We start from the raw sequence: 19121 nt of genomic DNA on the forward strand, positions 1-19121 counted from the left end.
CGGGTTTACGCTGGTAACGCGGGGTGGAGCAGCCCGGTAGCTCGTCAGGCTCATAACCTGAAGGCCGCAGGTTCAAATCCTGCCCCCGCAACCAAGCTCTCCAAAATACATTAGATAGCGCTCGCGCGAAGACTGCTGCTCAGTCAACGGACTCGCTCGGCAGTGATGATCCATGCGCGGGAGTCGAAGAGCACGCCTTCGCAGGTCATGTGCGCTTCCAGCAAATTACGCAGCCGCTGCAGTGGTTGGTCGGGTGCCTCGTTGGTGTGCATGAGTGCGTCCTTGACCATATAGAGGCCGGCAAGGGCATCGAGGGCGGCCTCGACATTTGCTCCATAAAACACTGGTTCCTTCACCTCGGTGAAGTCGATCGAGGTGAAGCCGGCAGCGCTTAGCAGCTCTTTGGCTATGGTGGGATTGCCAAGCGAGAACGGCTTGCCGGCATTTTCTGGAATTGCGCTTCCCGGAGCCAGCGCATGCCTGATGGCGCCAGACCATTCGTTGCGCTCCTGGCTTTGCCATACCATCCAGGCGATGCGTCCACCCGGGCGGATTGCTTGGGCGATATTGGCGAATGCCACCGGCGGATCGGCAAAGAACATAACGCCGAACCGGCTGATGCATAGGTCGAAGCCGGCTGCTGGGAAGTTGTGGTTTTGTGCGTCACCCAGCTCGAAGCTGACGTTGCGCAATCCCGCTTCAGCGCTACGCTGGCGGGCAATCTCTAGCATCTCGGCGGAAGTGTCCACGCCGACCGCGCTGCCTTGTGTTGCGGCAAGAGCTGCTTCGCGAGTGGTTTGTCCAGCGCCGCAGCCGATATCGAGTATCCGGTCATGCGTCCGGACTGGGGCGGCGGCCCGCAAATGCAGGTTATGCCGTGATAGTTCAGCGTCGTAAAAATCAGCACATTGCAGCACTACAGGCCTCCCTTGTCTCGCCTCGATCTCCATCGGGCGCAGTTCTTGCAAGATCTTCCAACAGCTCCAACGGCATTATTCCCACGCAATTCCGAATGGAAAACTGCTGAGCGCTTTTCTGGAACTGCTCTGACGGACGTCGATGACCGTGTTGCAGCTTCCTCATAAACTGATTGCATAATAAGATCAGTTATGCAATATCAATCCAGTTGCGATTTGCAATCGGATGGATTCTGTCATGGAAGAAACGAGATCATTCATCGCCACCGAGACGTCAATCGAGGTCAAGGGAGCGAAACTTCAGACCCAGGCTTTCGGTGATCCCTCCAGCCCGCCCATCATATTGATCATGGGGATGATGGCTTCGATGCTGTGGTGGCCGGACAGGTTCTGCGAGGCGCTTGCCGCCCGCCAGCGCTATGTGATCCGATATGACCAGCGTGACACGGGCCTTTCGACACATTATCCACAAGGCGAGCCGCGTTATTCGTTCAACGATCTTGCCGACGATGTCATCGCCATTCTCGACGGCTATGGGTTGGAAACGGCACATGTGGTGGGCATGTCGATGGGTGGCGTCGTTGCGCAAGAAGTCTCGTTGCGCCATCCTCGGCGTGTTCGGACGCTCACGCTGATCAGCACATCACCGCTCGGCGTCGAGGGCTTGCCTTCCTCGACAAAGGCCTATCAAGAGCATTCCAGGTCTGCCGAAGCAATCGACTGGTCGAACCTCAAGGCCATTGCCGATTTTTTGCGTCGCGATACGGCCATGCTTGCCGGCACCCGGCACCCGCATGATCATGACGCTGCAAATGCCCTGATCGCCCGTGACATGGCCCGGGCACCGTCATTTGCGAGTGCTACGAACCATTTCACGCTCGTGAGCGAGGAAAGGCCCGAAAGACTTCAAGCTTCCGATATCAAGCTGCCGGTGCTTGCGATCCATGGCACGGCCGATCCGCTGTTTCCTGTAGGACACGGCGAGGCCTTCACCAAGGTCGTGCGAGATGCCCGGCTGCACCGGGTCGAGGGTGGAGGGCACGAAATCCACGAGCGCGATATTGACGAGATTGCGCAGGCCATCATCGATCACACGACCTGACAGGCGTCCGGCCCGACAGACGACCGGAAAGCAAGGCATGACCTCGCTTTCCGGTCTGTTGGAGATCAGCTTCTCGGCTTCAGGTTCTCTGCGTCGTAGAGCGGTTTGTAGCCGACGCCGGCGACTTCGACCGGGTAGGTCTCGCCGAAATATTCGACCTTCAGCTTGCGGCCTTCCTGGGCATAGGACCAGGGGAGATAGGCGAGCGCAATGTTCTTGCCGATGGTCGGGCCGTAGGCGATCGAGGTGGTGAAGGAGCGGCGGCCGAGCTCGTCGACCAGGGTTTCGCCGGTTTCGGGATCCATGACTGGCAGGATGCCGACGGGGTAGCGGGCCACGCCGTTGGAGTCGATATTGTCGGTCATCACAAGCGTGCAGAGCATGGCCGGCTGATGCTCGCGGGCGCGGTATTCGAGGTGCTTCGCCTTGCCGCGGAAATCGGCCTCCTTGACCTTCGGGCGGGCGAGATCGGCTTCGAGAAGATTATATTCCGTCAGCAGGTCGGCATTCTGCAGGCGCAGGCTCTTTTCCATGCGGCGGCTGTTGGCATAGGTCTCGACGCCGACGGCAATGGCGCCGGTCGAACGCAGCGCATCCCAGACCGCCAGCGCATCACCATAGGCCATGTGCAGTTCCCAGCCCTGTTCGCCGACATAGGAGATGCGGAATGCGGTGACGTTCTTGCCGGCAATGCGGATCTGCCTGATCGCGGCGAAGGGGAAGTTTTCGTGCGAGAGGCTTTCCGGGCTTTCGACGACCTTCTGCAGGTTGGTGCGGGCATTCGGTCCCCAGATACCGATCGTGACATAGCGTTCGGTGACGTCGGTGATGGTGACGTCAAAGCCCTTGTCCTCGGCAACGCGGCGCATGTAGTGGAAATCGCGCGGGCCGGCATCGGCGCCGTCGATCAGGCGGCAACGGTCGGCCATGCGGATGACGGTAAAATCGGCCCGCACCATGCCCTCGTCGTCGAGGAAGTGGGTGTAGATGCCCTTGCCGATATTGGCATCGCCACCGATCTTGGCCGCACAGAGCCATTCCAGCAGCTCGACATGATCGGGGCCCTCGATGTCGTACATGGCGAAATGCGAGAGGTTGATGATGCCGCAATCTTCGCTGAGCGCCAGATGCTCGGCATTGGAGACGCGCCAGAAATGGCGGTTATCCCATTCGTTTTCGCGCACGGGGATGCGATCGCCATATTTTTCCAGCAGGTGCTCGTTGGCGGCATAGCCATGCGCACGCTCCCAGCCGCCAAGCTCCATGAAGTAGCCGCCGAGCTCCTTTTCGCGCTCATAGAAGGGCGAGCGGCGGATGTTGCGGCCGGTCGCGTAGGGCTCGCGCGGATGGACAGCGGGATTGTAGATCTTCTGCGCGGCCTCGGTGCAGCGGCCTTCGATGAATTTCTCTTCCAGCATATGCGGGTAGAAGCGGGAATAATCGATCCTGTTGTGATCGATCGGCGTGCGGCCGTCGGTCATCCAGTCGGCGACCAGTTTGCCGAAGCCCGGGCCGTCCTTCACCCAGATGGCGACGCAATACCAGAGCCCGCGGACCTTCTGGCTTTCGCCGACGGATGGGCCGCCATCGGTCGTGACCTGCAGAAGGCCGTTGAAGGAATGGCCTTCATTATAGCCGAGTTCGCCAAGGATCGGCGTCAGTTCCATGGCGCGCTCGAGCGGCTCGATGATCTGCTCCATTTCGAGATCGCGCTGCGAGGGCGAGAGGCGGGCCTCGTGCTTTTCAAGGAGATCGCGGGGATGGCAGAGGCGCGGGTTCTTCTCTTCGTAATAACCCCATTCGATCTGGCCACCCTCGGCGGTCTTCGGATCGCCGGTGTCGCGCATATAGGCTGAATTGCCTTGGTCGCGCATCAGCGGGAAGCCGATTTCCTTGCCGGTATTGGCGAATTCATTGTAGGGGCCGAAGAAGGTCAGCGGGTGGTCGACCGGCATGACCGGAAGATCTTCGCCGACCATTTCGGCGATCAGGCGGCCCCAGAGGCCGGCACAGACAATCACATATTCGGCTTCGATGGTGCCGCGATGGGTGACGACGCCGGAGATGCGACCGTCCTTGACGATCAGCGACTGGGCCGGCGTATTGGCGAAGGATTGCAGCTTGCCGCTCTTCTCGCCTTGATCGATCAGCTTGCCGGCAACAGTCTGCGAACGGGGAATGACGAGGCCGGCATCCGGGTCCCACATGCCGCCCTGCACCATGCTTTCCTCGATCAGAGGGAATTTCTCCTTGATCTCGGCGGGTTCGATCAGGCGGGCGCGCGTGCCGAAAGCCTTGCCCGAGGTCACTTTGCGCTTGATTTCCGCCATGCGGTCGTCATCGCCGACACGGGCGACTTCCAGTCCGCCGACGCGGGCATAGTGGCCGAGCTTATCGTAGAAATCGATCGAGTAGAGGGTCGTCCAGCAGGAGAGGAAATCGTGGCTGGTCGTGTAGCAGAAGTCGGAGGCATGGGCCGTCGAGCCGATATCCGTCGGGATGCCTGATTTGTCGATGCCGACAATATCGTCCCAGCCGCGCTCGATCAGATGGTGGGCGATCGATGCGCCGACGATACCGCCGAGACCGATGATGACGACCTTCGCCTTTTGAGGAAATACTGCCATTGCGTGCGACCCTGATTGATATTGAAGACGGATTTTATGACGTGTGCGACGCCGACCAGAGCCTGTCTACGACATATTGAAGATGCTTGCACGACGACTGTCACGCTGTCCCGTCAGGAAGTGGCTGGGTTTGTCGGCGACATATGATCAGGAGAACTGTCGCAAAGGCGACTTTGTGACAACCGGAAAGTTGCTGCCGCATTATTGCGGGATAGATTGCATCATGATCTCGCGGCGCAGGATCGGGCCTTCCTCGCCGAAATAGGTGGTCAGCAGCTTGGCGAAATCATCCGACTGGTAGATCTCGGTCAGCGTTTGATCAACGAGCAGGCGGAAGGCGGAGTCATCCTGCCGGAGGGCGATGCCATAGGGCTCATGTGTGAAGAGGCGGTTGCCGATGGCGAGTGTGAACGGATTGCGGGCATGAGAAGCGAGATCGAAGAGCAGGGCGCGATCGGCAAAATAGGCATCGATCTTGTGGTTTTCGAGCGCGACTAGGCCCTCCTGATGCGTAGCGAAATCGGCGATCCGTGTCTTCGGCACGTCGGAGCCTAGCGCCTCGCGCAGGGTCGCACCCGTCGTCGTGTCGGCGCGAACGCCGATCGTGCTCGTTGCGGGGGCGGGCTTGGCGGAGACTTGCGCCAGCCGCTTGTCGAGGAACAAAGCCATCAGATAATCGGGCGAATCCTTGCGCAGCAGGGCGCTTGCGCCGGTGATGAAGATCGGCTGCGAGAAATCGACGCTTTGGCGTCGCCCGAGATTGATGGTGATGGCGCCGCAGAGAAGGTCGACCTGGCCGCTTTTGACTGCATCGAAGCCATCGGCAAGCGTGGTTTCGACATAGTCCCGCTTCAGATTGGCGACCTTGGTACCGACAGCATCGGCAATCTTGCCGCAGAGGTCGATGGCATATCCCGTTGGGTTGCCATCCTTCTTCTTAAAGGAGAAGGGTTCTTCGTCGCTGATATAGCCGATGCGGATCGTGCCCTTTTGCGCGATAGTGTCGAGTGTCTGTGCGGCCACCGCCGTATAGGCAGACATGCCTAGGAGAATGCCTGCCAGAACCAGTCGTCTCATGCAGTTTGCCGGCATGATCCCGATCTCCAAAAGAAAAATGGGCAATCGCAAGGGCTTAGGCGCAGATTATGGGCTGGCAGGTTTTTGTCAACGATGGATTGTTCCCGGTGGTTAGTGATCGAGCACGAGTGGCGCAAGGCTCCTGTTCGATTACGAGGCCTATCTGGAGAAGGCGTGACGATCCGCCCAGTCGGAAATCGCTGACGCGATGGCCTCCGGCTGATCTTCCGGCGCATTGTGCCTGGCCGGCCCGCAATTCCTGATCTCGAGGTCGGCTATATTCTCCCGGCACCAGGCGGTCATCACCTCGCTGATTAGCAATGTCTCTGCCGGTCCTTCGAAGGTCAGCAGTAGCTTCGGGACATCAGCGCTTTGTGCCAGCCAGGCGTCATAAGCTTCGATGCGCTTGATCACGTCGGCCGGTTCTCCTTCGATTGGCATCGAGCGGGGCCAGGCGAGCAGCGGTCGTCGGCTGTCGCGCGTCGGATAGGGTGCCGCGTAGACGGCATGATCCTCTTCGCTGAGGCCGTTGAGAACGGTAACCTTCAATGCCTGCTCGATGAAGAAATTCTCGTCCAGCACTTTGGTCTCACCGATACCAGGCGACCGGAGCGCTTCAAAACGAGGACGCGCGCCCGGAAAATCGTCCCAGGTCATCGGCCGGACGATCGTTTCCATGAAGGCGATGCCGCGCACGCGCTCTGGGTGGCGAGCTGCCCAATCGAATCCGAGCGCACCGCCCCAATCGTGGCCGACGAGCACGACATCGTCGAGCGCCAGGGCGTCGAACCAGGCGTCGAGATAGCGGGCGTGATCGTGGAAGCTGTAGGCAATATCCGGTTTGCCGGAGCGGCCCATGCCGATGAGGTCAGGCGCCAGACGACGGCCCGGCGTGGTGACGCCAGGCGACACATTTCGCCAGAGGTAAGATGAGGTGGGATTGCCATGCAGGAACACGAAAGGCGTTCCCGTTCCCGTGTCCTGATAGAAAATGGTTGAATCCAGCACGTTAAGCGAGGGCATGTGGATATCCTTTCCTTGGTAAGAATGGTAAGGTACCTGTCTATCTACCATAATAGTCAGGCGCCTGTCTATATTCATGAAAGAACCTATTTCCCCCCATCTGTCGCTGGGCCTGCTTTTGCGGCTCGTTCATCAGCATTATGCGCAGGCTGTCGATGCCGCGCTGGAGGAGGCCGGCTTCCGTGACATCCGCCCGCCGCATTCCAACGTCTTCACCTTCGCGCGTCCGGAAGGCATCCAGGTGAGCGAACTCACCCGGCTTGCTCATGTGCGCAAGCAGACGATGACGCAGGCGGTGGAGGAACTGGAGCGCCTGGGTTATGTTGAACGGCGACCGGATCCGAACGACCGGCGCGCGCGGCTGGTGTTTCTGACCGAGCGCGGCAAGGGTGTGCGGCCGGTCGCCATGGCCGCGGGCAAGATGGTGGAGCAGCGTTGGTCCGACATGGCCGGTTCGGGCGAAATCGAAGTGATCAGGCAGGGATTGCAAAATCTGCTGGAGACGCTGCGTGGTGGCGAAAAAGGTAGCGAACAGCCGTCCGACGATGCCGGCGCCTAAAGCAATTGCGTGAAAAATGCGCAGCGGTTTTCCGTCTGGGATTGCGTGAAAACAAAGGGATAGAGCGGCTCAGAGATTCCGTGAAAAACTGAACCGCTCTAGCGGCTCCTGTTGCTCGCCGTGATCTGGGCGGGCGGCGCATCACGAAGAGTTTCGGTGCCCTGTCGGAATTTATGGCCTATCTCTCTTCCACCACCGTCAATCCAAGAGGACGTCGATGCAGGAGAGGAACTCGATCAGAAAAACAAGCGGCAGGGTTGGCAAGACAAGCTTTGCATTCGGTGCGGGTTTTGCAATCCTATGCATAGGCTTCAGTTCTGCGCTGATCTCGCCGGCAGCCGCCCAGACGATCATCGATGACTGGCAGAAGGTGAAGCCGCCGGCGGCGCCGGAGCTGAAGCAGGTGACTGTCGATCCGAAAACGACGGCGCTTCTGATCCTCGATTTCAATGGCACACAGGACCCGACCAAAGGGCCGTGCAACGCAAAAACCAAGCCGCGTTGTCTGGCGTCCGTCCCCAAGGTCAAAATCCTGCTCGATCAGGCGCGCGCCAAGGAGATGCTCGTCGTCTTCAGTCTGGCCGGCGCTGGCGAGGCGCAGGATATAGCAACGACACTGGCGCCTCTGGCGAGCGAACCGATCGTCAAATCCGGCCCGGACAAGTTTATCGGCACCAACCTGCGCAGCATTCTTTCCGACAAAGGCATCAAGACCGTCATCGTCACGGGTACGGCCTCGGAGGGCGCGGTGCTCGATACGGCAACGGATGCCGCATTGAATGGTATGAATATCGTGCTGCCCGTCGACGGCATGTCATCGACAGAGCTCTATGGCGAGCAATATGTGGCCTGGCACATGGTCAATGCGCCCGGCGTCTCCCAGAAGACGACGCTGACCAGCATCGACAGGATCAAGTTCTGATCTCTGGATCGGATAGCGGCATCCCGCTCGTGATGCCAACGGGATGCCGTCATCGATCGATTACACCAGGGCTTCCTCGAACAGGTTCAGCAGCCGCTTCCAATGCCTTTCGGCGCCGGTCTCGTCATAGACGCCATGATCCGGCACGGTCCATCCATGCGCCATTCCGACATAGTTTTCGATGGTGTGATCGACGCCGCCAGTGCGGAGCGCTTCGGCAAGACGCGCCGATTGTTCCGGCGGAAAGCTGTTGTCGACGCCGGCGACACCGATATAGGCGCGCGCCTTGATATTGGCGGCGAGCCGGTGCGGGCTGTCTTCCGCGTCGCTCGCAAGATTGCCGCCGTGGAAGCTTGCGGCTGCCGCGATGCGATCGGGATAAGAGGCAGCGGCAGTCAGCGCGCGGCCCCCGCCCATGCAATAGCCTACCACGCCGGCCGCACCTTTGGCTCCGGCAGCTGAGAGAGCGTCGAGGAAGGCGGCACTATCGACTTTGGTCATTTCCTGCGTCGTGCCGCGCAGCATCGTCATGATCGTTTCGCGGGAGGCCGGATTGCCAAAGGCACCGCCGTCGAAGGGGCCATAGGCGCCGAAGCGATAGAAGAGATCGGGAAGCAGCACGATATAGCCGGCATCAGCCAGCCGCTGCGCCATGCCATCGAGCGCCGCGCGGGGACCCATGGCATCCATATAGAGTATCACGCCATGCTCGGCTGACGTGCCATTCTCGGGGCGGAATATGCCGGCTTTGGCGGTGCCGTCGGCCGTCTTGATTTCGATATCCTGTTTCATCGTCGTTTCCCTTGCGATCTCATTATCGGCTGATGTCCCCGCGGCACATACCACTTTGGCAAACGATATATAGACCCTCAAGATCATGGCTCTTCGAAAAGGCCGAGACCATCAATCAACATCTCTTGAGTTTCGGCGCTTGTCGTTCGTGACATAGTATCGCCGGTAATGACGTCTATGCGACGATCCCCTTGGAGGATTTGATTTCATGTCTTTTCGCCAGATGGTTCCCGGCCTGGCGCTGGCCCTTTCGCTGCTATCGGCAACAGCGTCAGCCGCTCCGCCCGAGCAAGGCCATGGCGCGCCAAGCGCTGGTGGCGTGCTCTCGCTCCTGCCGCCTGACGCGGTGAGCGATCATGTGCTGAATGCCGATGGCAAGACCATTCCCTACACGGCGACAGCCGGAACGCTCGATCTTTTCGGCCAGGATGGTCAGCGCAGTGCCGCGATCTTCTACACTGCCTATGTCGCCAAGAACCGCGATACGAGCCGCCCCGTGACCTTCGTGTTCAATGGCGGGCCGGGCGCGGCTTCGGCCTTCCTCAATCTCGGACTCGTCGGCCCACGCATCGTCGATTTCGGCGCGGATGGGCGCGATGGCGCCCATGCCAAGCTGGTCGACAATCCGCAAAGCTGGCTCGAATTTACCGATCTCGTGCTGATCGACCCGATCGGCACCGGCTGGAGCCGCACCGCAAAGCCCGATGATCAGAATGATTTCTATAGCGTCGACAGCGATGCCGAAAGCCTTGCCAAGGCGATTGCCCTCTACGTCGCCCATAACAGCCGGGCGGCATCGCCGAAATATATTCTCGGGGAGAGCTATGGCGGATTTCGTTCGATCAAGGTTGCCAACAGCCTGCGCGAGGATCAGGGCATTCTGATTTCCGGCGTCGTGATGCTGTCGCCCCTGCTGGAGGGCCGGTTTGTCTTTGGCGGCGGTGAGGATGCGCTTGGCGCAGCCTTGCAACTGCCGTCGCTGGCGGCGGCCGAGCTGGAACGGCAAAACGCCTTCAGCGAGAAGGCGGTTCAGGATGCCGAGGCGTTTGCCCTAAACGAATATCTGCCAACTCTTGCCGGACGGCCGCCCTCGGCAGATGCCGGCCAAGCCTTCTACGGGCGCGTGGCGAAGCTGGCCGGCATACCGCAGGATGTCGTCGCCAAGAACCAGGGCTTTCTTGGCGGGGTCTATCGCAAGCATTCCGATGGCGATGGCGCGGATGTGGCGAGCGCCTATGATGCTTCCTTTCTGGCGCCCGACCCCTATCCGCAGTCGGAGGCCGAGCATGGCGGCGATCCGGTTCTGGATGGCTTCGTCCGCGCCTATGGTGGTGCCTTTTCCGGCTATGCCCGTGACGAGTTGGGCTTCCATACCGACATGACCTACACACTGCTGTCGTCATCCGTGAACAGGGAATGGAAATGGGGTGGGCGCAATGGCGGCTCGCGCGGGACCGCGGGCGTTGGTGACGATCTCAAGGAGCTGCTGTCGCTCTCGCCATCATTCCGGGTGATGATTGGGCAGGGTTACAGCGATCTCGTCATTCCCTTCGGCGTGAACAAATATGTGCTCGACCATATGCCACCCGTTTTTGCGGATCGCATGGAGATGAAGCTCTATCGCGGCGGCCATATGTTCTACACGCGGCCAGCGTCGCGTGAGCAGTTCACGGGCGATGCCAAGTCGTTTTATACGGGGCAGGTCAAGGCGGTGCCGACACCGCAATCGAACTGACCGCCATGCGGGGCTCTACCTGGAATGCGGCGGCGTTGGCTGGCCTTCATCTGTTTCTCGCAACCATGGCCTTGATGGTTTCAAAGAGTTCGTCCTTTGCCTGCTGCGGGCTGATATCCCCCGTCGTCGCGGCATAGGACAGGGCTTCGGCCGCACCCAGCATCGCCCAGAGGCCCGCCGATGCAATGGAACCGGTAGTAGCGAAGGGAGCAAGCAGCGCACGGCACTTCTCGAGGAAGGCCGTTTCATATTCGCGCTTGATTTTTTCAAGCTCCGGCGAGCCCGCGAGCGCGGCGATAATGCCGGGTATTTCGCGCCCCTGCAGCAGCACGCAATCGACATAGGAGGCCGCTATCACCTCCGCCCGACCTGCCAGTGTCGGGGTGCTTGCATCAAGCGCCTTGTCCATCACCTCCGTCTGCCTGATATCGAACTCGCGATAGAGGGCGGCCAGCAGGCCGGAACGGGTGACAAAATGGTCGTAGACCACAGGTTTCGTCACACCGGCGCGCTCAGAGAGCCGCCCCAGCGTCAGGGCTTCCGTTCCCTCCTCTCCGGCGATTTGCCAGGCGACCTCGATGAGCTGCCGATAGCGCTCCTCCCGCGTCAGCCGGCTGCGGGACTCCGGTTTCTTTGTCTGCATGCTTGACATCGCTATATACCAAAAGTAACCTACTAAAAGTATATAAGACTGAGCCGCCGCTCACAATGTGTCAGCCGGAGTTTTTCACATGCACGCGCTTATCGTCGTCTCCAATCCGAATTCGGCTTCTTTCGGCCACAGCGTCGCGGCCAAAGTCGCCGAGGGTGTAACGGCTTCGGGCGGCTCGTATGAAATCGCGGATCTTGCGGCGGAAGGTTTTGATCCTAGGTTCAGCGCTGCTGATATTACCGCCCATCTCAGAGAAGGACCATCGCCCGAGGATGTCTTTGCCGAGCAAGCGCGGATCGATCGCGCGGATGCACTGGTGCTCGTCTATCCCGTCTATTGGTGGTCCATGCCCGGGCTTCTCAAGGGATGGATCGACCGAGTGTTCAGCAATGGCTGGGCCTATGACGACATACCGGGTAACGGAACGATCAAAAGATTACGCCATCTCCGCGTCCATCTGATCGCTATCGGCGGTGCGACCATGCGTACCTATGCGCGCCACGGCTATTTCGGCGCCATGAGGACGCAGATCGATCATGGAATTTTCGGTTATTGCGGCGCTCCCGTCGCGACCTCCGAATTGTTGCTGACGGAGACGCAGGATATGAGTTCCCATCTCGACACCGCCCGCGCCATCGGGCGAAATCTCTTTGCTGTTTCGCGATCGACGAAGGCAGCGGACGCGGCCTAATCGTGCTGCTGCAGTTGAAAGAGATGCTTGATGCGCGAGCTTAGCGAGGTCACGTGAGTGCCATGGCCGAGCATATCGACATTGGCGAATAGATGCTGCTCCGCCTCGATGCGTTTTGCCAGAATGGCGCCGAGCTCTTCGGCAAGGGTCGGCCGATCGTGCAATAGCGGCGCCAGACATTCCTCGCCGATTTCGTAGGTGACGACAAAGGTCAGGGCGCGAACCGTCCCGACTTCACCTGACCCCATCAGCAGCCCGTTCTCCCCGAAATAATCCCCTGGCGCAAGGCGCGTCAGCTCGATCTGGCGATGTCCTTCGCGGCGGGTGATGCTGACGACGCCCGAGCGGACGATCGTGAGTGCCCGCATGCGGGCGTCCTGCTCAGCGATGACGGCATCCTTGCGATAGGTCCGGCGCTGCATATGTGACGCCAGATGTTCCTTTTCATCCTCGGTCAGCGAAGAGAACAGGGGGATATTGCTGACAAGCCGCCAAGGCGTTCCGGGTGCATGTTGCTTCTCATCGGCCGCCTCGGGTTTTTGCTCCATCGGAAGCATGATCGTGCCGGGGGGATCGGCGAATTTCAAGTTTGCCGCCTTGGCGTGACGAAATAGCAGATCATAGATCTCGTTCTTCGCGGCTTGGGTCAGCGACATGTCGCGCACGCGAAAAGACAGCTGCAGTTCGATCGCTTGCCCATCGATGGAATTGATGGCGACATTGGGTTCCGGGTTCTTCTGGATCGAATTGCAGCTGATCAAGACGTTTTGCATCACATCCGCGATGATGCGCGGCAGAGTGGTGGGTTGAATCCGAACGGTGACGGTGGCGCCATGGCTCTCATCGGGCGCGGAAAGATTGGTCAGCCGCGTCTTGGCAAGGATGCTGTTCGGAATGACGACCAGATCGTTGGTGCCGCTCAGCAATTGCGTGGCGCGCCAATTGGTTTCGACGACGCGGCCCTGGACATCATTTTCGAGCACGATCCAGTCGCCGACGGAGTAGGGGCGGCCGAGATTGAGAGCGATGCCGGAGAAGACGTCACTCAGGGTACTCTGCAAGGCAAGGCCGAGAATGATGGCGAAGACGCCCGATGTCGCGATCAAGGTGCCGATGGGCACACTAAAAACATCGCCGACGATGGAGAGAATGGCCCCGAGATAGATGACACCGACGATCAGATCCTGCAGCAGCCGGCCTTCGCGGGGCTTGCGCTCGAAAATCAGGAACAGCCGCACGCAGGCGATCAGTACCCAGGCACCATTGACCCACCAGACGATCTTGGCAAAGCCCGTGAAGGTGCGCAGCGTCACCGAGTCCTGCGGCGGGCTCGGCTCATAGGGCACGATGCCGTGATAGAACAAAAGTGCGGTCAGGCAGACGAAAAAGGCGACCTGACCGATCAGGCGGCCGGCCCGCTGACGACGCAGCATGACGCGGCTGACGAATGTGCCGACGACAACCAGAATGAAGAACTGGACGATCGGATCGCCAAGAAGTGCAATGGACATGGGGACTTGGTCGCACTCGGTCTTTCGGATGGGCGCTAAATTGGCACGAAAGAGGCCGCAGCGCCATATCTGGAAAAAGTATGATTAATTGACGCGGACGCCTTGATCTCAGGACTTGTACCTTGATAATTAGATGACGATTATCATCTTATATCTGTCATCCCATCCTGCTATCTGCTCTCGCAGCGCAATCCCCGGCGCTCCGACTTCATTAAGGAATACCCATGACACAGTCTTTCGAGATTCGCGGCGATCTGCTGATCGGCTCAGATTCCACCGGCGGCAACAGAACCGTGCGTGCCATCAACCCGGCGACCGGCGCAAACCTGGAACCGGCCTTTGCGATCGCGGGCGAGAGCGACGTTGCCAAAGCGTGCGAACTGGCGGCGCAGGCGTTTGACGTCTACCGTGCGACCAGCCCCGAAGAGCGCGCAGCATTCCTCGAAAAGATCGCCGACAACATCATGGAGATCGGCGATGCACTGATCGAGCGGGCGACGGAAGAGACCGGCCTGCCGGTGGCGCGTCTGCAGGGCGAGCGCGCCCGCACTGTCGGCCAGCTCAGGCTGTTCGCACAGGTGGTCCGCGCCGGCGAGTGGCTCGACCTGCGCGTCGATCCGGCACTGCCGGAGCGCAAGCCGCTGCCGCGCCCTGATCTGCGTCTGCGCCAGATCCCGCTCGGCCCGGTCGCCGTCTTCGGCGCCAGCAACTTCCCGCTCGCCTTCTCGGTCGCCGGTGGTGATACGGCGTCGGCTCTTGCCGCCGGCTGCCCCGTCGTCGTCAAGGGCCATCTTGCCCATCCGGGCACGGGCGAGCTTGTCGGCCGCGCCATCCGCGCCGCCGTTGCCGCCTGCGGCCTCCCGGAAGGCACGTTCTCGCTGCTGACCGGTGCCAACGAAACCGGCGCAGCACTGGTGCGCGATCCGCGTATCAAGGCCGTCGGCTTCACCGGCTCGCGTGGTGGCGGCCTGGCGCTTGGCGCCATTGCCGCGGCCCGTCCGGAGCCGATCCCGGTCTACGCCGAGATGAGCAGCGTCAATCCCGTCTTCCTCTTTCCGGCCGCGCTTGCTGCGCGTGCCGAGGCGATCGGGACCGGCTTCATCGATTCCCTGACGCTCGGTGCCGGCCAGTTCTGCACCAATCCGGGGCTGCTCTTCGCGATCGAGAGCCCGGATCTCGACCGCTTCGTCCAGGCGGCCAGCGGTGCCCTGACCGGCCGCGCGCCCGCGCCGATGCTGACACCAGGCATTCACGCCGCCTTCGACAAGGGCGTTGCCGCATTGGCGGAGCATGAGGCGGTCAAGACCGTCGCTCATGGTGCTCCGGCCGAAGGCGTCAATCGCAGCCCCGGTATCTTCTTCGAGACAGAAGCGGAGGAGTTCCTCGCCGATGAGCGCCTCGGCCACGAAGTTTTCGGCGCGGCAAGCCTTCTGGTGCGGTGCAAGGACGTCGACCAGATGATCGCCGTTGCGGAAAAGCTCGAGGGCCAGCTGACCGCGACGCTGCAGGTCGAAGCGGATGACTATGCGACGGCCGCCAAGCTGGTGCCGGTGCTGGAACGCAAGGTGGGGCGCATCCTCGCCAATGGCTGGCCGACCGGTGTCGAAGTCTCCCATGCCATGGTGCATGGCGGGCCTTTCCCGGCGACCTCGGACAGCCGCACGACCTCGGTCGGCACGCTCGCCATCCGCCGCTTCCTGCGCCCGGTCTCCTATCAGGATCTGCCGGAAGGGCTGTTGCCGGCGGAGCTGCGTGACGATGGGGTGAAGTCGCTGCCGCATCTGCTGGATGGTGTGCGCGGGGGCAACTGATCGGGAGCTCCATCCGCCCTCGCCCTTCGAGGGGTCCTTCGGACCCTCCTCAGGGTGAGGGCTAATCAGTTCGTCGCGCGGCCAAAACGAGCAAGCATACTCGGTGCCGCCGAATTCGCTCCGACCTCATGGTGAGGAGGCCCGCAGGGCCGTCTCGAACCACGAGGTCGGCCACACGGTAAGCTCTCAAACCTCCGCGTAAACAATCCCTGTGAACGAGCCGGCATGATGCAGCAGTTCTCGCTCGCCCGAACCATCGAGGCTGGCGGAATAGAGATTGCCGCCGATGTCGGTGAAGAACATGCGGTTGTTGGGGAGATCGAGTGAGAGGCCGATGCCTTCGTCCAGGCCCTCGAGGACGACTTCGGAGGTTGCGGCGATATCGTTCATCGCTGCGCGGTTGACGGTATTGCCGCGGGGGAGATTGCCACGGTCGGTCCAGTAGATCGTGCGGGTGGCGAGATCCAGTTCGAGGTCGATCGGTTCCGGCAGTTTGTCGAGCAGGGTTTCGATGTCGCTGCGGCTTGTTGCGGTTTCGCCGGCGGGAATATTGATGCCGGCACGGAAGATGCGGCCGAGACCGGCATCCGGCGGTCCTTTCTGGGTCCAATAAATCTGCCCAAGCGGCAGATCGAGGGCAATGCCGACGCACCAGCGTTCGATATCGGCGCTATCTTCCGGGCTGTCGCCGTTCTGCACAAGGGTTTCGATATCGCTGCCGTCGATATTGGCGCGCATGACGCGCATGCCTTCGCGGTCGCACCAATAGAGCTTGCCGTTGTCACGGTCGAGCTGGATCTGCTTCGGCGTGACGAGCGTGCTGCCCGGCGGGATCAGGGTGATATGGTTGCCGCCGTCGAGGTCCATGCGCTCGATGGAGCCGTCATGGGCGTTGTAGTCGTTGCCCATCTCCGTCCAGTAGATCCAGCCGTTCTCGCTATCGACGAGAATGCCGTCCGGGCTGCGGCCGGCCCGCTGGACGATGAGCTTGAGATCGGTGCCGTCGATGGCGGAGGAGAGGATTCGTCCGTCGTTGATATCGAGGAAAAACAGTCTTTCGATCTTGTCGGTGGTGGAGGCAGGCGTCCGTGCTTCTGACATGAGAGCATCCTTTCGAGGGGCGGATCTGCGGATCACAGCGCGGCAATCATGGCATCGGTTGATGACAGCATCATTGGCGGCTGCGAGCGGGACGAGCATCTGCTGCGCTGCAGCAAAGATCAAGGGCCGGATTGTCGCGGTGCGCGCGGAGGGCTGTCAAATAAGTGTCATCGGCCTGATATAAATCCCCGACATTCCCTTAGGGCTGCACCAGTCGAGGGCTGACACCGAAGCCGGAGGTGATTGATATCATGTCGACGCTCCAGCAGGTCGCCTTTCGCGCCGGTTGTTCGGTCGCGACCGCCAGCCGGGTGATGAATCGCACCGGTCCGGTCAGCGACGAGATGGTACGGCGCGTGCGCCGGGCGGCGGCAGAGCTTGGCTATCGCGCCGGCAGTCGTAGCGCCAATGGCCGGCCGGCGATCGGCGTGCTCATTCCCAGCATCACCAATCCGGTTTTCGCAGCTTCGCTCTCGAGTATCCAGAACCGAGCCCTTCACGCGGGGCATAGCGTGCTGATCGCGCAATCGAACTACGATCCAGCACAGGAGGTCGATGCCGTCGCCTCGCTGCTCCAGAAGCAGCCGACTGGGTTGATCCTCACGCTCTGCGATCCCGAACGCAGTCTGGTCCTGTCATCCGCCCTCCCGCCGACCGTGCTGCTCGGAAATCTTCCGACCAGCCGCTTCACAGCTGCGGTCGCGACCGATAATTTCGGTGCGGGCCGGCACCTGACGGAGCATCTTCTGGGCAAGGGACACCGCCGCATCCTGTTCATATCAGGCCACTTCGCGGCATCGGATCGAGCCAAGCTACGCTATCTCGGCTATATCAGGGCGATGGAAGGGGCGGGGCAACAGCCTCTCGATGCCCTGGAGATTTCCTTCGTGAATAGCCTGGAACAGCTCGATCTTTCGGATGCCGTTTCCCGGTTCGGTCCGACGGCGATCATTGCCTCCAACGATCTTCTGGCGCTCGGCGTCATGGGCGCGCTCCGGCGTCAGGGTCTTTCGATCCCGCGCGATATTTCCGTCGCCGGCTTCGACGGGATTTCCCTCGGTTTTCTGGGTGAGGTGTCCCTGACGACGGTGGAAATTCCGGATGGAACCATGGGTGCCGCTGCCGCCTCGCTGCTGCTCGATATGGCTGAGAATGCCGCGCCGCCGCGTCATCTGACCGTGCCCTATCGGCTGCGTTTCGGCGGAACGGTGCGCAATCTCACCCTCCAATCCTGACATACCTTTGCATATGAAAACGCCGCCTCTCGTTAAGAGGCGGCGCGGATGTTTCAGATGGGTTCGAAAGATCAGCTGCGTGGCAGCAGGCCCTCGACGTCGGAAGCGGCGTCGTCGAGTGCTTCCTTCGGCTCTGCCGAGCCATCGACGATGCGCGAGAGGTTGTCGACGATAGTCTGCGTGACTTTGACGCCGTTGGAGCCCGGGAAGGCGTACCAGGGAACCATGATCGACATCTGGCTGAGGCCGGCCTGGAACAGCGGGTTCTTCTTGTAGAAGTCGCCGAGATATTCGGCCGACTTGGCAGCAAGCTCATTGTTCGGAACATAGCCGGTACCGGGAACGACGACAGAGGCGCCATAGGGGCCAGCGGCAAACTTGGCGAATTTCCAGGCAGCTTCTTCCTTGACCGGATCATGGGTCAGGATGACGACGGCGTTGCCGCCCGTCGGCAGGCGGCCGTTGACCGGGTCGATCAGCGGCAGCTTGGCGGTGCGCAGGTCGAACTTGGCGCCGACATTCTTGATGGTGTTGACGAGAGCACCGGTCGTCTGGAATTCGAAGCCGACCTTGCCGGCTGCAAAGGCCTGTTCGCCGGCAGCCTTGGTGAAGACCGGCATGCCGCCTTCCTTGACGAAGCGCTGGATCAGTTCGACGGCCTTCTGGCCCTCGGGACCGTTGAAGGCGACCTTCGTCTCGTCGTCGCTCAGCATCTTGCCGCCGGCGCCGAAGAGGAGGGCGGAGAACATCCAGTCGTCACCCTGCCAGCGGAAGTCCATGCCGTCGACGCCATTGCCGAGCGCCTTGATCTTGCCGGCAAGCGCGATGACCTCGTCCCAGGTCTTCGGCGGGTTGTCCGGGTTGCCGCCGGCAGCCTTCACCAGGTCGGCGTTGTAATACATGATCGGGTTGGACGTCGCGAAGGCGAGGCCGACCTGCTTGCCCTTGACCTGGGCGAGCTTCAGGATCGTGTCCGAAAAGCCTTGCTCGGCCATATTGCCCTCTTTCTTGACGAGGGGACCGAGGTCGACGGCGACATTGCGCTCGTCGATCATGCGCAGGCGGTTGAGGCCGATGAAGGTGACATCGGGCATCTCGCTGGTGCCGGCCTGGCGCAGGATGGTCTGGATGCCTTCCTCATAGGTGGCCGAAGGAGCGGCGAACTGGATCTTGATGTCGGGATTTTCTTCCATGAACTTCTTCGAGATCGTGTCCATCACGTTCTTGAAGAAGCCCGGCATGGGATAGTGAACCGTCAGGGTTGTTTCGGCGTAGGCCGGGACCGACACGACCATCGAAATGACCGCGGCGGCGAGAATCTGGGTGATATGCTTCATCGCTCGTTCTCCGTTTTCGAATTTCGAAC

The 19121-nt window shown here is 60.8% G+C and carries 16 protein-coding genes and 1 tRNA gene; 8 read left to right on the plus strand and 9 right to left on the minus strand.

Going from position 1 to position 19121, the window contains the following annotated elements; all coding sequences use genetic code 11:
- The first annotated feature begins 17 nt into the window (after positions 1 to 17).
- Positions 18 to 94, plus strand: a tRNA-Met gene (locus FBZ99_RS30130).
- Positions 95 to 143: 49 nt separating this feature from the next.
- Here the strand turns inward: FBZ99_RS30130 and FBZ99_RS30135 are convergent.
- On the minus strand, positions 144 to 950 hold the full coding sequence (locus FBZ99_RS30135) for a class I SAM-dependent methyltransferase (RefSeq protein ID WP_145636625.1): 807 nt from the start codon (positions 948 to 950) through the stop codon (positions 144 to 146).
- 205 nt (positions 951 to 1155) lie between these two features.
- Between FBZ99_RS30135 and FBZ99_RS30140 the strand changes: the two genes are divergently transcribed.
- Complete coding sequence (locus FBZ99_RS30140) at positions 1156 to 2019, plus strand: alpha/beta fold hydrolase (protein WP_145636551.1); 864 nt, start codon at positions 1156 to 1158, stop codon at positions 2017 to 2019.
- Positions 2020 to 2084: 65 nt separating this feature from the next.
- Here the strand turns inward: FBZ99_RS30140 and FBZ99_RS30145 are convergent, their stop codons facing one another.
- The 3 genes from FBZ99_RS30145 to FBZ99_RS30155 all read right to left on the minus strand — a co-directional run bounded on the left by FBZ99_RS30145 (position 2085) and on the right by FBZ99_RS30155 (position 6746).
- Positions 2085 to 4646, minus strand: coding sequence for a GcvT family protein (locus tag FBZ99_RS30145; protein WP_145636554.1), 2562 nt, complete (start codon positions 4644 to 4646; stop codon positions 2085 to 2087).
- A 201-nt stretch (positions 4647 to 4847) separates the two neighbouring features.
- Positions 4848 to 5738: an amino acid ABC transporter substrate-binding protein gene (locus FBZ99_RS30150; protein WP_145636558.1), complete on the minus strand. Its 891-nt coding sequence runs from the start codon at positions 5736 to 5738 to the stop codon at positions 4848 to 4850.
- Between the two features lie 144 nt (positions 5739 to 5882).
- Positions 5883 to 6746, minus strand: a complete 864-nt coding sequence (locus FBZ99_RS30155; protein WP_145636561.1) for a haloalkane dehalogenase — start codon at positions 6744 to 6746, stop codon at positions 5883 to 5885.
- A gap of 76 nt (positions 6747 to 6822) precedes the next feature.
- On the opposite strand from FBZ99_RS30155, the gene FBZ99_RS30160 reads away from it, so the two are divergent.
- Complete coding sequence (locus FBZ99_RS30160; RefSeq protein ID WP_145636563.1) at positions 6823 to 7305, plus strand: MarR family winged helix-turn-helix transcriptional regulator; 483 nt, start codon at positions 6823 to 6825, stop codon at positions 7303 to 7305.
- Between the two features lie 217 nt (positions 7306 to 7522).
- On the plus strand, positions 7523 to 8227 hold the full coding sequence (locus FBZ99_RS30165) for a cysteine hydrolase family protein (protein ID WP_145636565.1): 705 nt from the start codon (positions 7523 to 7525) through the stop codon (positions 8225 to 8227).
- 60 nt (positions 8228 to 8287) lie between these two features.
- Here FBZ99_RS30165 and FBZ99_RS30170 read toward each other — a convergent pair whose 3' ends face one another.
- A complete protein-coding gene (locus FBZ99_RS30170) occupies positions 8288 to 9019 on the minus strand; it encodes a dienelactone hydrolase family protein (protein ID WP_145636568.1) in 732 nt (243 codons plus the stop codon).
- A 208-nt stretch (positions 9020 to 9227) separates the two neighbouring features.
- Here FBZ99_RS30170 and FBZ99_RS30175 point away from each other — a divergent pair, with 208 nt between their 5' ends.
- Positions 9228 to 10754 carry a S10 family peptidase gene (locus tag FBZ99_RS30175; protein ID WP_145636572.1) on the plus strand — a complete coding sequence of 509 codons (1527 nt, stop codon included), beginning with the start codon at positions 9228 to 9230 and terminating at the stop codon, positions 10752 to 10754.
- Positions 10755 to 10800: 46 nt separating this feature from the next.
- Here FBZ99_RS30175 and FBZ99_RS30180 read toward each other — a convergent pair whose 3' ends face one another.
- Positions 10801 to 11406 carry a TetR/AcrR family transcriptional regulator gene (locus tag FBZ99_RS30180; protein ID WP_145636574.1) on the minus strand — a complete coding sequence of 202 codons (606 nt, stop codon included), beginning with the start codon at positions 11404 to 11406 and terminating at the stop codon, positions 10801 to 10803.
- Between the two features lie 79 nt (positions 11407 to 11485).
- On the opposite strand from FBZ99_RS30180, the gene FBZ99_RS30185 reads away from it, so the two are divergent.
- Positions 11486 to 12097, plus strand: coding sequence for an NAD(P)H-dependent oxidoreductase (locus FBZ99_RS30185; protein WP_145636576.1), 612 nt, complete (start codon positions 11486 to 11488; stop codon positions 12095 to 12097).
- Here FBZ99_RS30185 and FBZ99_RS30190 read toward each other — a convergent pair.
- A complete protein-coding gene (locus FBZ99_RS30190; RefSeq protein ID WP_145636578.1) occupies positions 12094 to 13608 on the minus strand; it encodes a mechanosensitive ion channel family protein in 1515 nt (504 codons plus the stop codon). The genes FBZ99_RS30185 and FBZ99_RS30190 overlap by 4 nt on opposite strands.
- A 224-nt stretch (positions 13609 to 13832) precedes the next feature.
- On the opposite strand from FBZ99_RS30190, the gene FBZ99_RS30195 reads away from it, so the two are divergent.
- Positions 13833 to 15419, plus strand: coding sequence for an aldehyde dehydrogenase (NADP(+)) (locus FBZ99_RS30195; RefSeq protein WP_145636580.1), 1587 nt, complete (start codon positions 13833 to 13835; stop codon positions 15417 to 15419).
- Positions 15420 to 15605: 186 nt separating this feature from the next.
- On the opposite strand, the gene FBZ99_RS30200 is transcribed toward FBZ99_RS30195, so the two are convergent.
- The gene (locus FBZ99_RS30200; protein ID WP_113332532.1) at positions 15606 to 16520 is read right to left on the minus strand and encodes a YncE family protein; all 915 of its coding nucleotides are present in this window, start codon (positions 16518 to 16520) and stop codon (positions 15606 to 15608) included.
- Positions 16521 to 16771: 251 nt separating this feature from the next.
- Here FBZ99_RS30200 and FBZ99_RS30205 point away from each other — a divergent pair, with 251 nt between their 5' ends.
- Positions 16772 to 17755 (plus strand): LacI family DNA-binding transcriptional regulator, encoded by a 984-nt coding sequence (locus FBZ99_RS30205; protein WP_145636582.1) that lies wholly within the window; start codon positions 16772 to 16774, stop codon positions 17753 to 17755.
- Positions 17756 to 17826: 71 nt separating this feature from the next.
- On the opposite strand, the gene FBZ99_RS30210 is transcribed toward FBZ99_RS30205, so the two are convergent.
- On the minus strand, positions 17827 to 19092 hold the full coding sequence (locus FBZ99_RS30210; protein WP_145636584.1) for an ABC transporter substrate-binding protein: 1266 nt from the start codon (positions 19090 to 19092) through the stop codon (positions 17827 to 17829).
- Positions 19093 to 19121: the final 29 nt, after the last annotated feature.

The sequence above is a fragment of the Rhizobium sp. ERR 1071 genome (genome assembly GCF_007828675.1).
Classification (GTDB): domain Bacteria; phylum Pseudomonadota; class Alphaproteobacteria; order Rhizobiales; family Rhizobiaceae; genus Rhizobium; species Rhizobium dioscoreae.

Bases quoted from the DNA above. Each gene is read 5' to 3' on its own strand.
- FBZ99_RS30135 (WP_145636625.1), bottom strand. From the start codon at position 950: ATGGAGATCGAGGCGAGACAAGGGAGGCCTGTAGTGCTGCAATGTGCT.
- FBZ99_RS30175 (WP_145636572.1), top strand. From the start codon at position 9,228: ATGTCTTTTCGCCAGATGGTTCCCGGCCTGGCGCTGGCCCTTTCGCTG.
- FBZ99_RS30160 (WP_145636563.1), top strand. From the start codon at position 6,823: ATGAAAGAACCTATTTCCCCCCATCTGTCGCTGGGCCTGCTTTTGCGG.
- FBZ99_RS30210 (WP_145636584.1), bottom strand. From the start codon at position 19,092: ATGAAGCATATCACCCAGATTCTCGCCGCCGCGGTCATTTCGATGGTC.
- FBZ99_RS30195 (WP_145636580.1), top strand. From the start codon at position 13,833: ATGACACAGTCTTTCGAGATTCGCGGCGATCTGCTGATCGGCTCAGAT.
- FBZ99_RS30185 (WP_145636576.1), top strand. From the start codon at position 11,486: ATGCACGCGCTTATCGTCGTCTCCAATCCGAATTCGGCTTCTTTCGGC.
- FBZ99_RS30170 (WP_145636568.1), bottom strand. From the start codon at position 9,019: ATGAAACAGGATATCGAAATCAAGACGGCCGACGGCACCGCCAAAGCC.
- FBZ99_RS30140 (WP_145636551.1), top strand. From the start codon at position 1,156: ATGGAAGAAACGAGATCATTCATCGCCACCGAGACGTCAATCGAGGTC.
- FBZ99_RS30205 (WP_145636582.1), top strand. From the start codon at position 16,772: ATGTCGACGCTCCAGCAGGTCGCCTTTCGCGCCGGTTGTTCGGTCGCG.
- FBZ99_RS30155 (WP_145636561.1), bottom strand. From the start codon at position 6,746: ATGCCCTCGCTTAACGTGCTGGATTCAACCATTTTCTATCAGGACACG.
- FBZ99_RS30145 (WP_145636554.1), bottom strand. From the start codon at position 4,646: ATGGCAGTATTTCCTCAAAAGGCGAAGGTCGTCATCATCGGTCTCGGC.
- FBZ99_RS30190 (WP_145636578.1), bottom strand. From the start codon at position 13,608: ATGTCCATTGCACTTCTTGGCGATCCGATCGTCCAGTTCTTCATTCTG.
- FBZ99_RS30150 (WP_145636558.1), bottom strand. From the start codon at position 5,738: ATGCCGGCAAACTGCATGAGACGACTGGTTCTGGCAGGCATTCTCCTA.
- FBZ99_RS30165 (WP_145636565.1), top strand. From the start codon at position 7,523: ATGCAGGAGAGGAACTCGATCAGAAAAACAAGCGGCAGGGTTGGCAAG.
- FBZ99_RS30200 (WP_113332532.1), bottom strand. From the start codon at position 16,520: ATGTCAGAAGCACGGACGCCTGCCTCCACCACCGACAAGATCGAAAGA.
- FBZ99_RS30180 (WP_145636574.1), bottom strand. From the start codon at position 11,406: ATGTCAAGCATGCAGACAAAGAAACCGGAGTCCCGCAGCCGGCTGACG.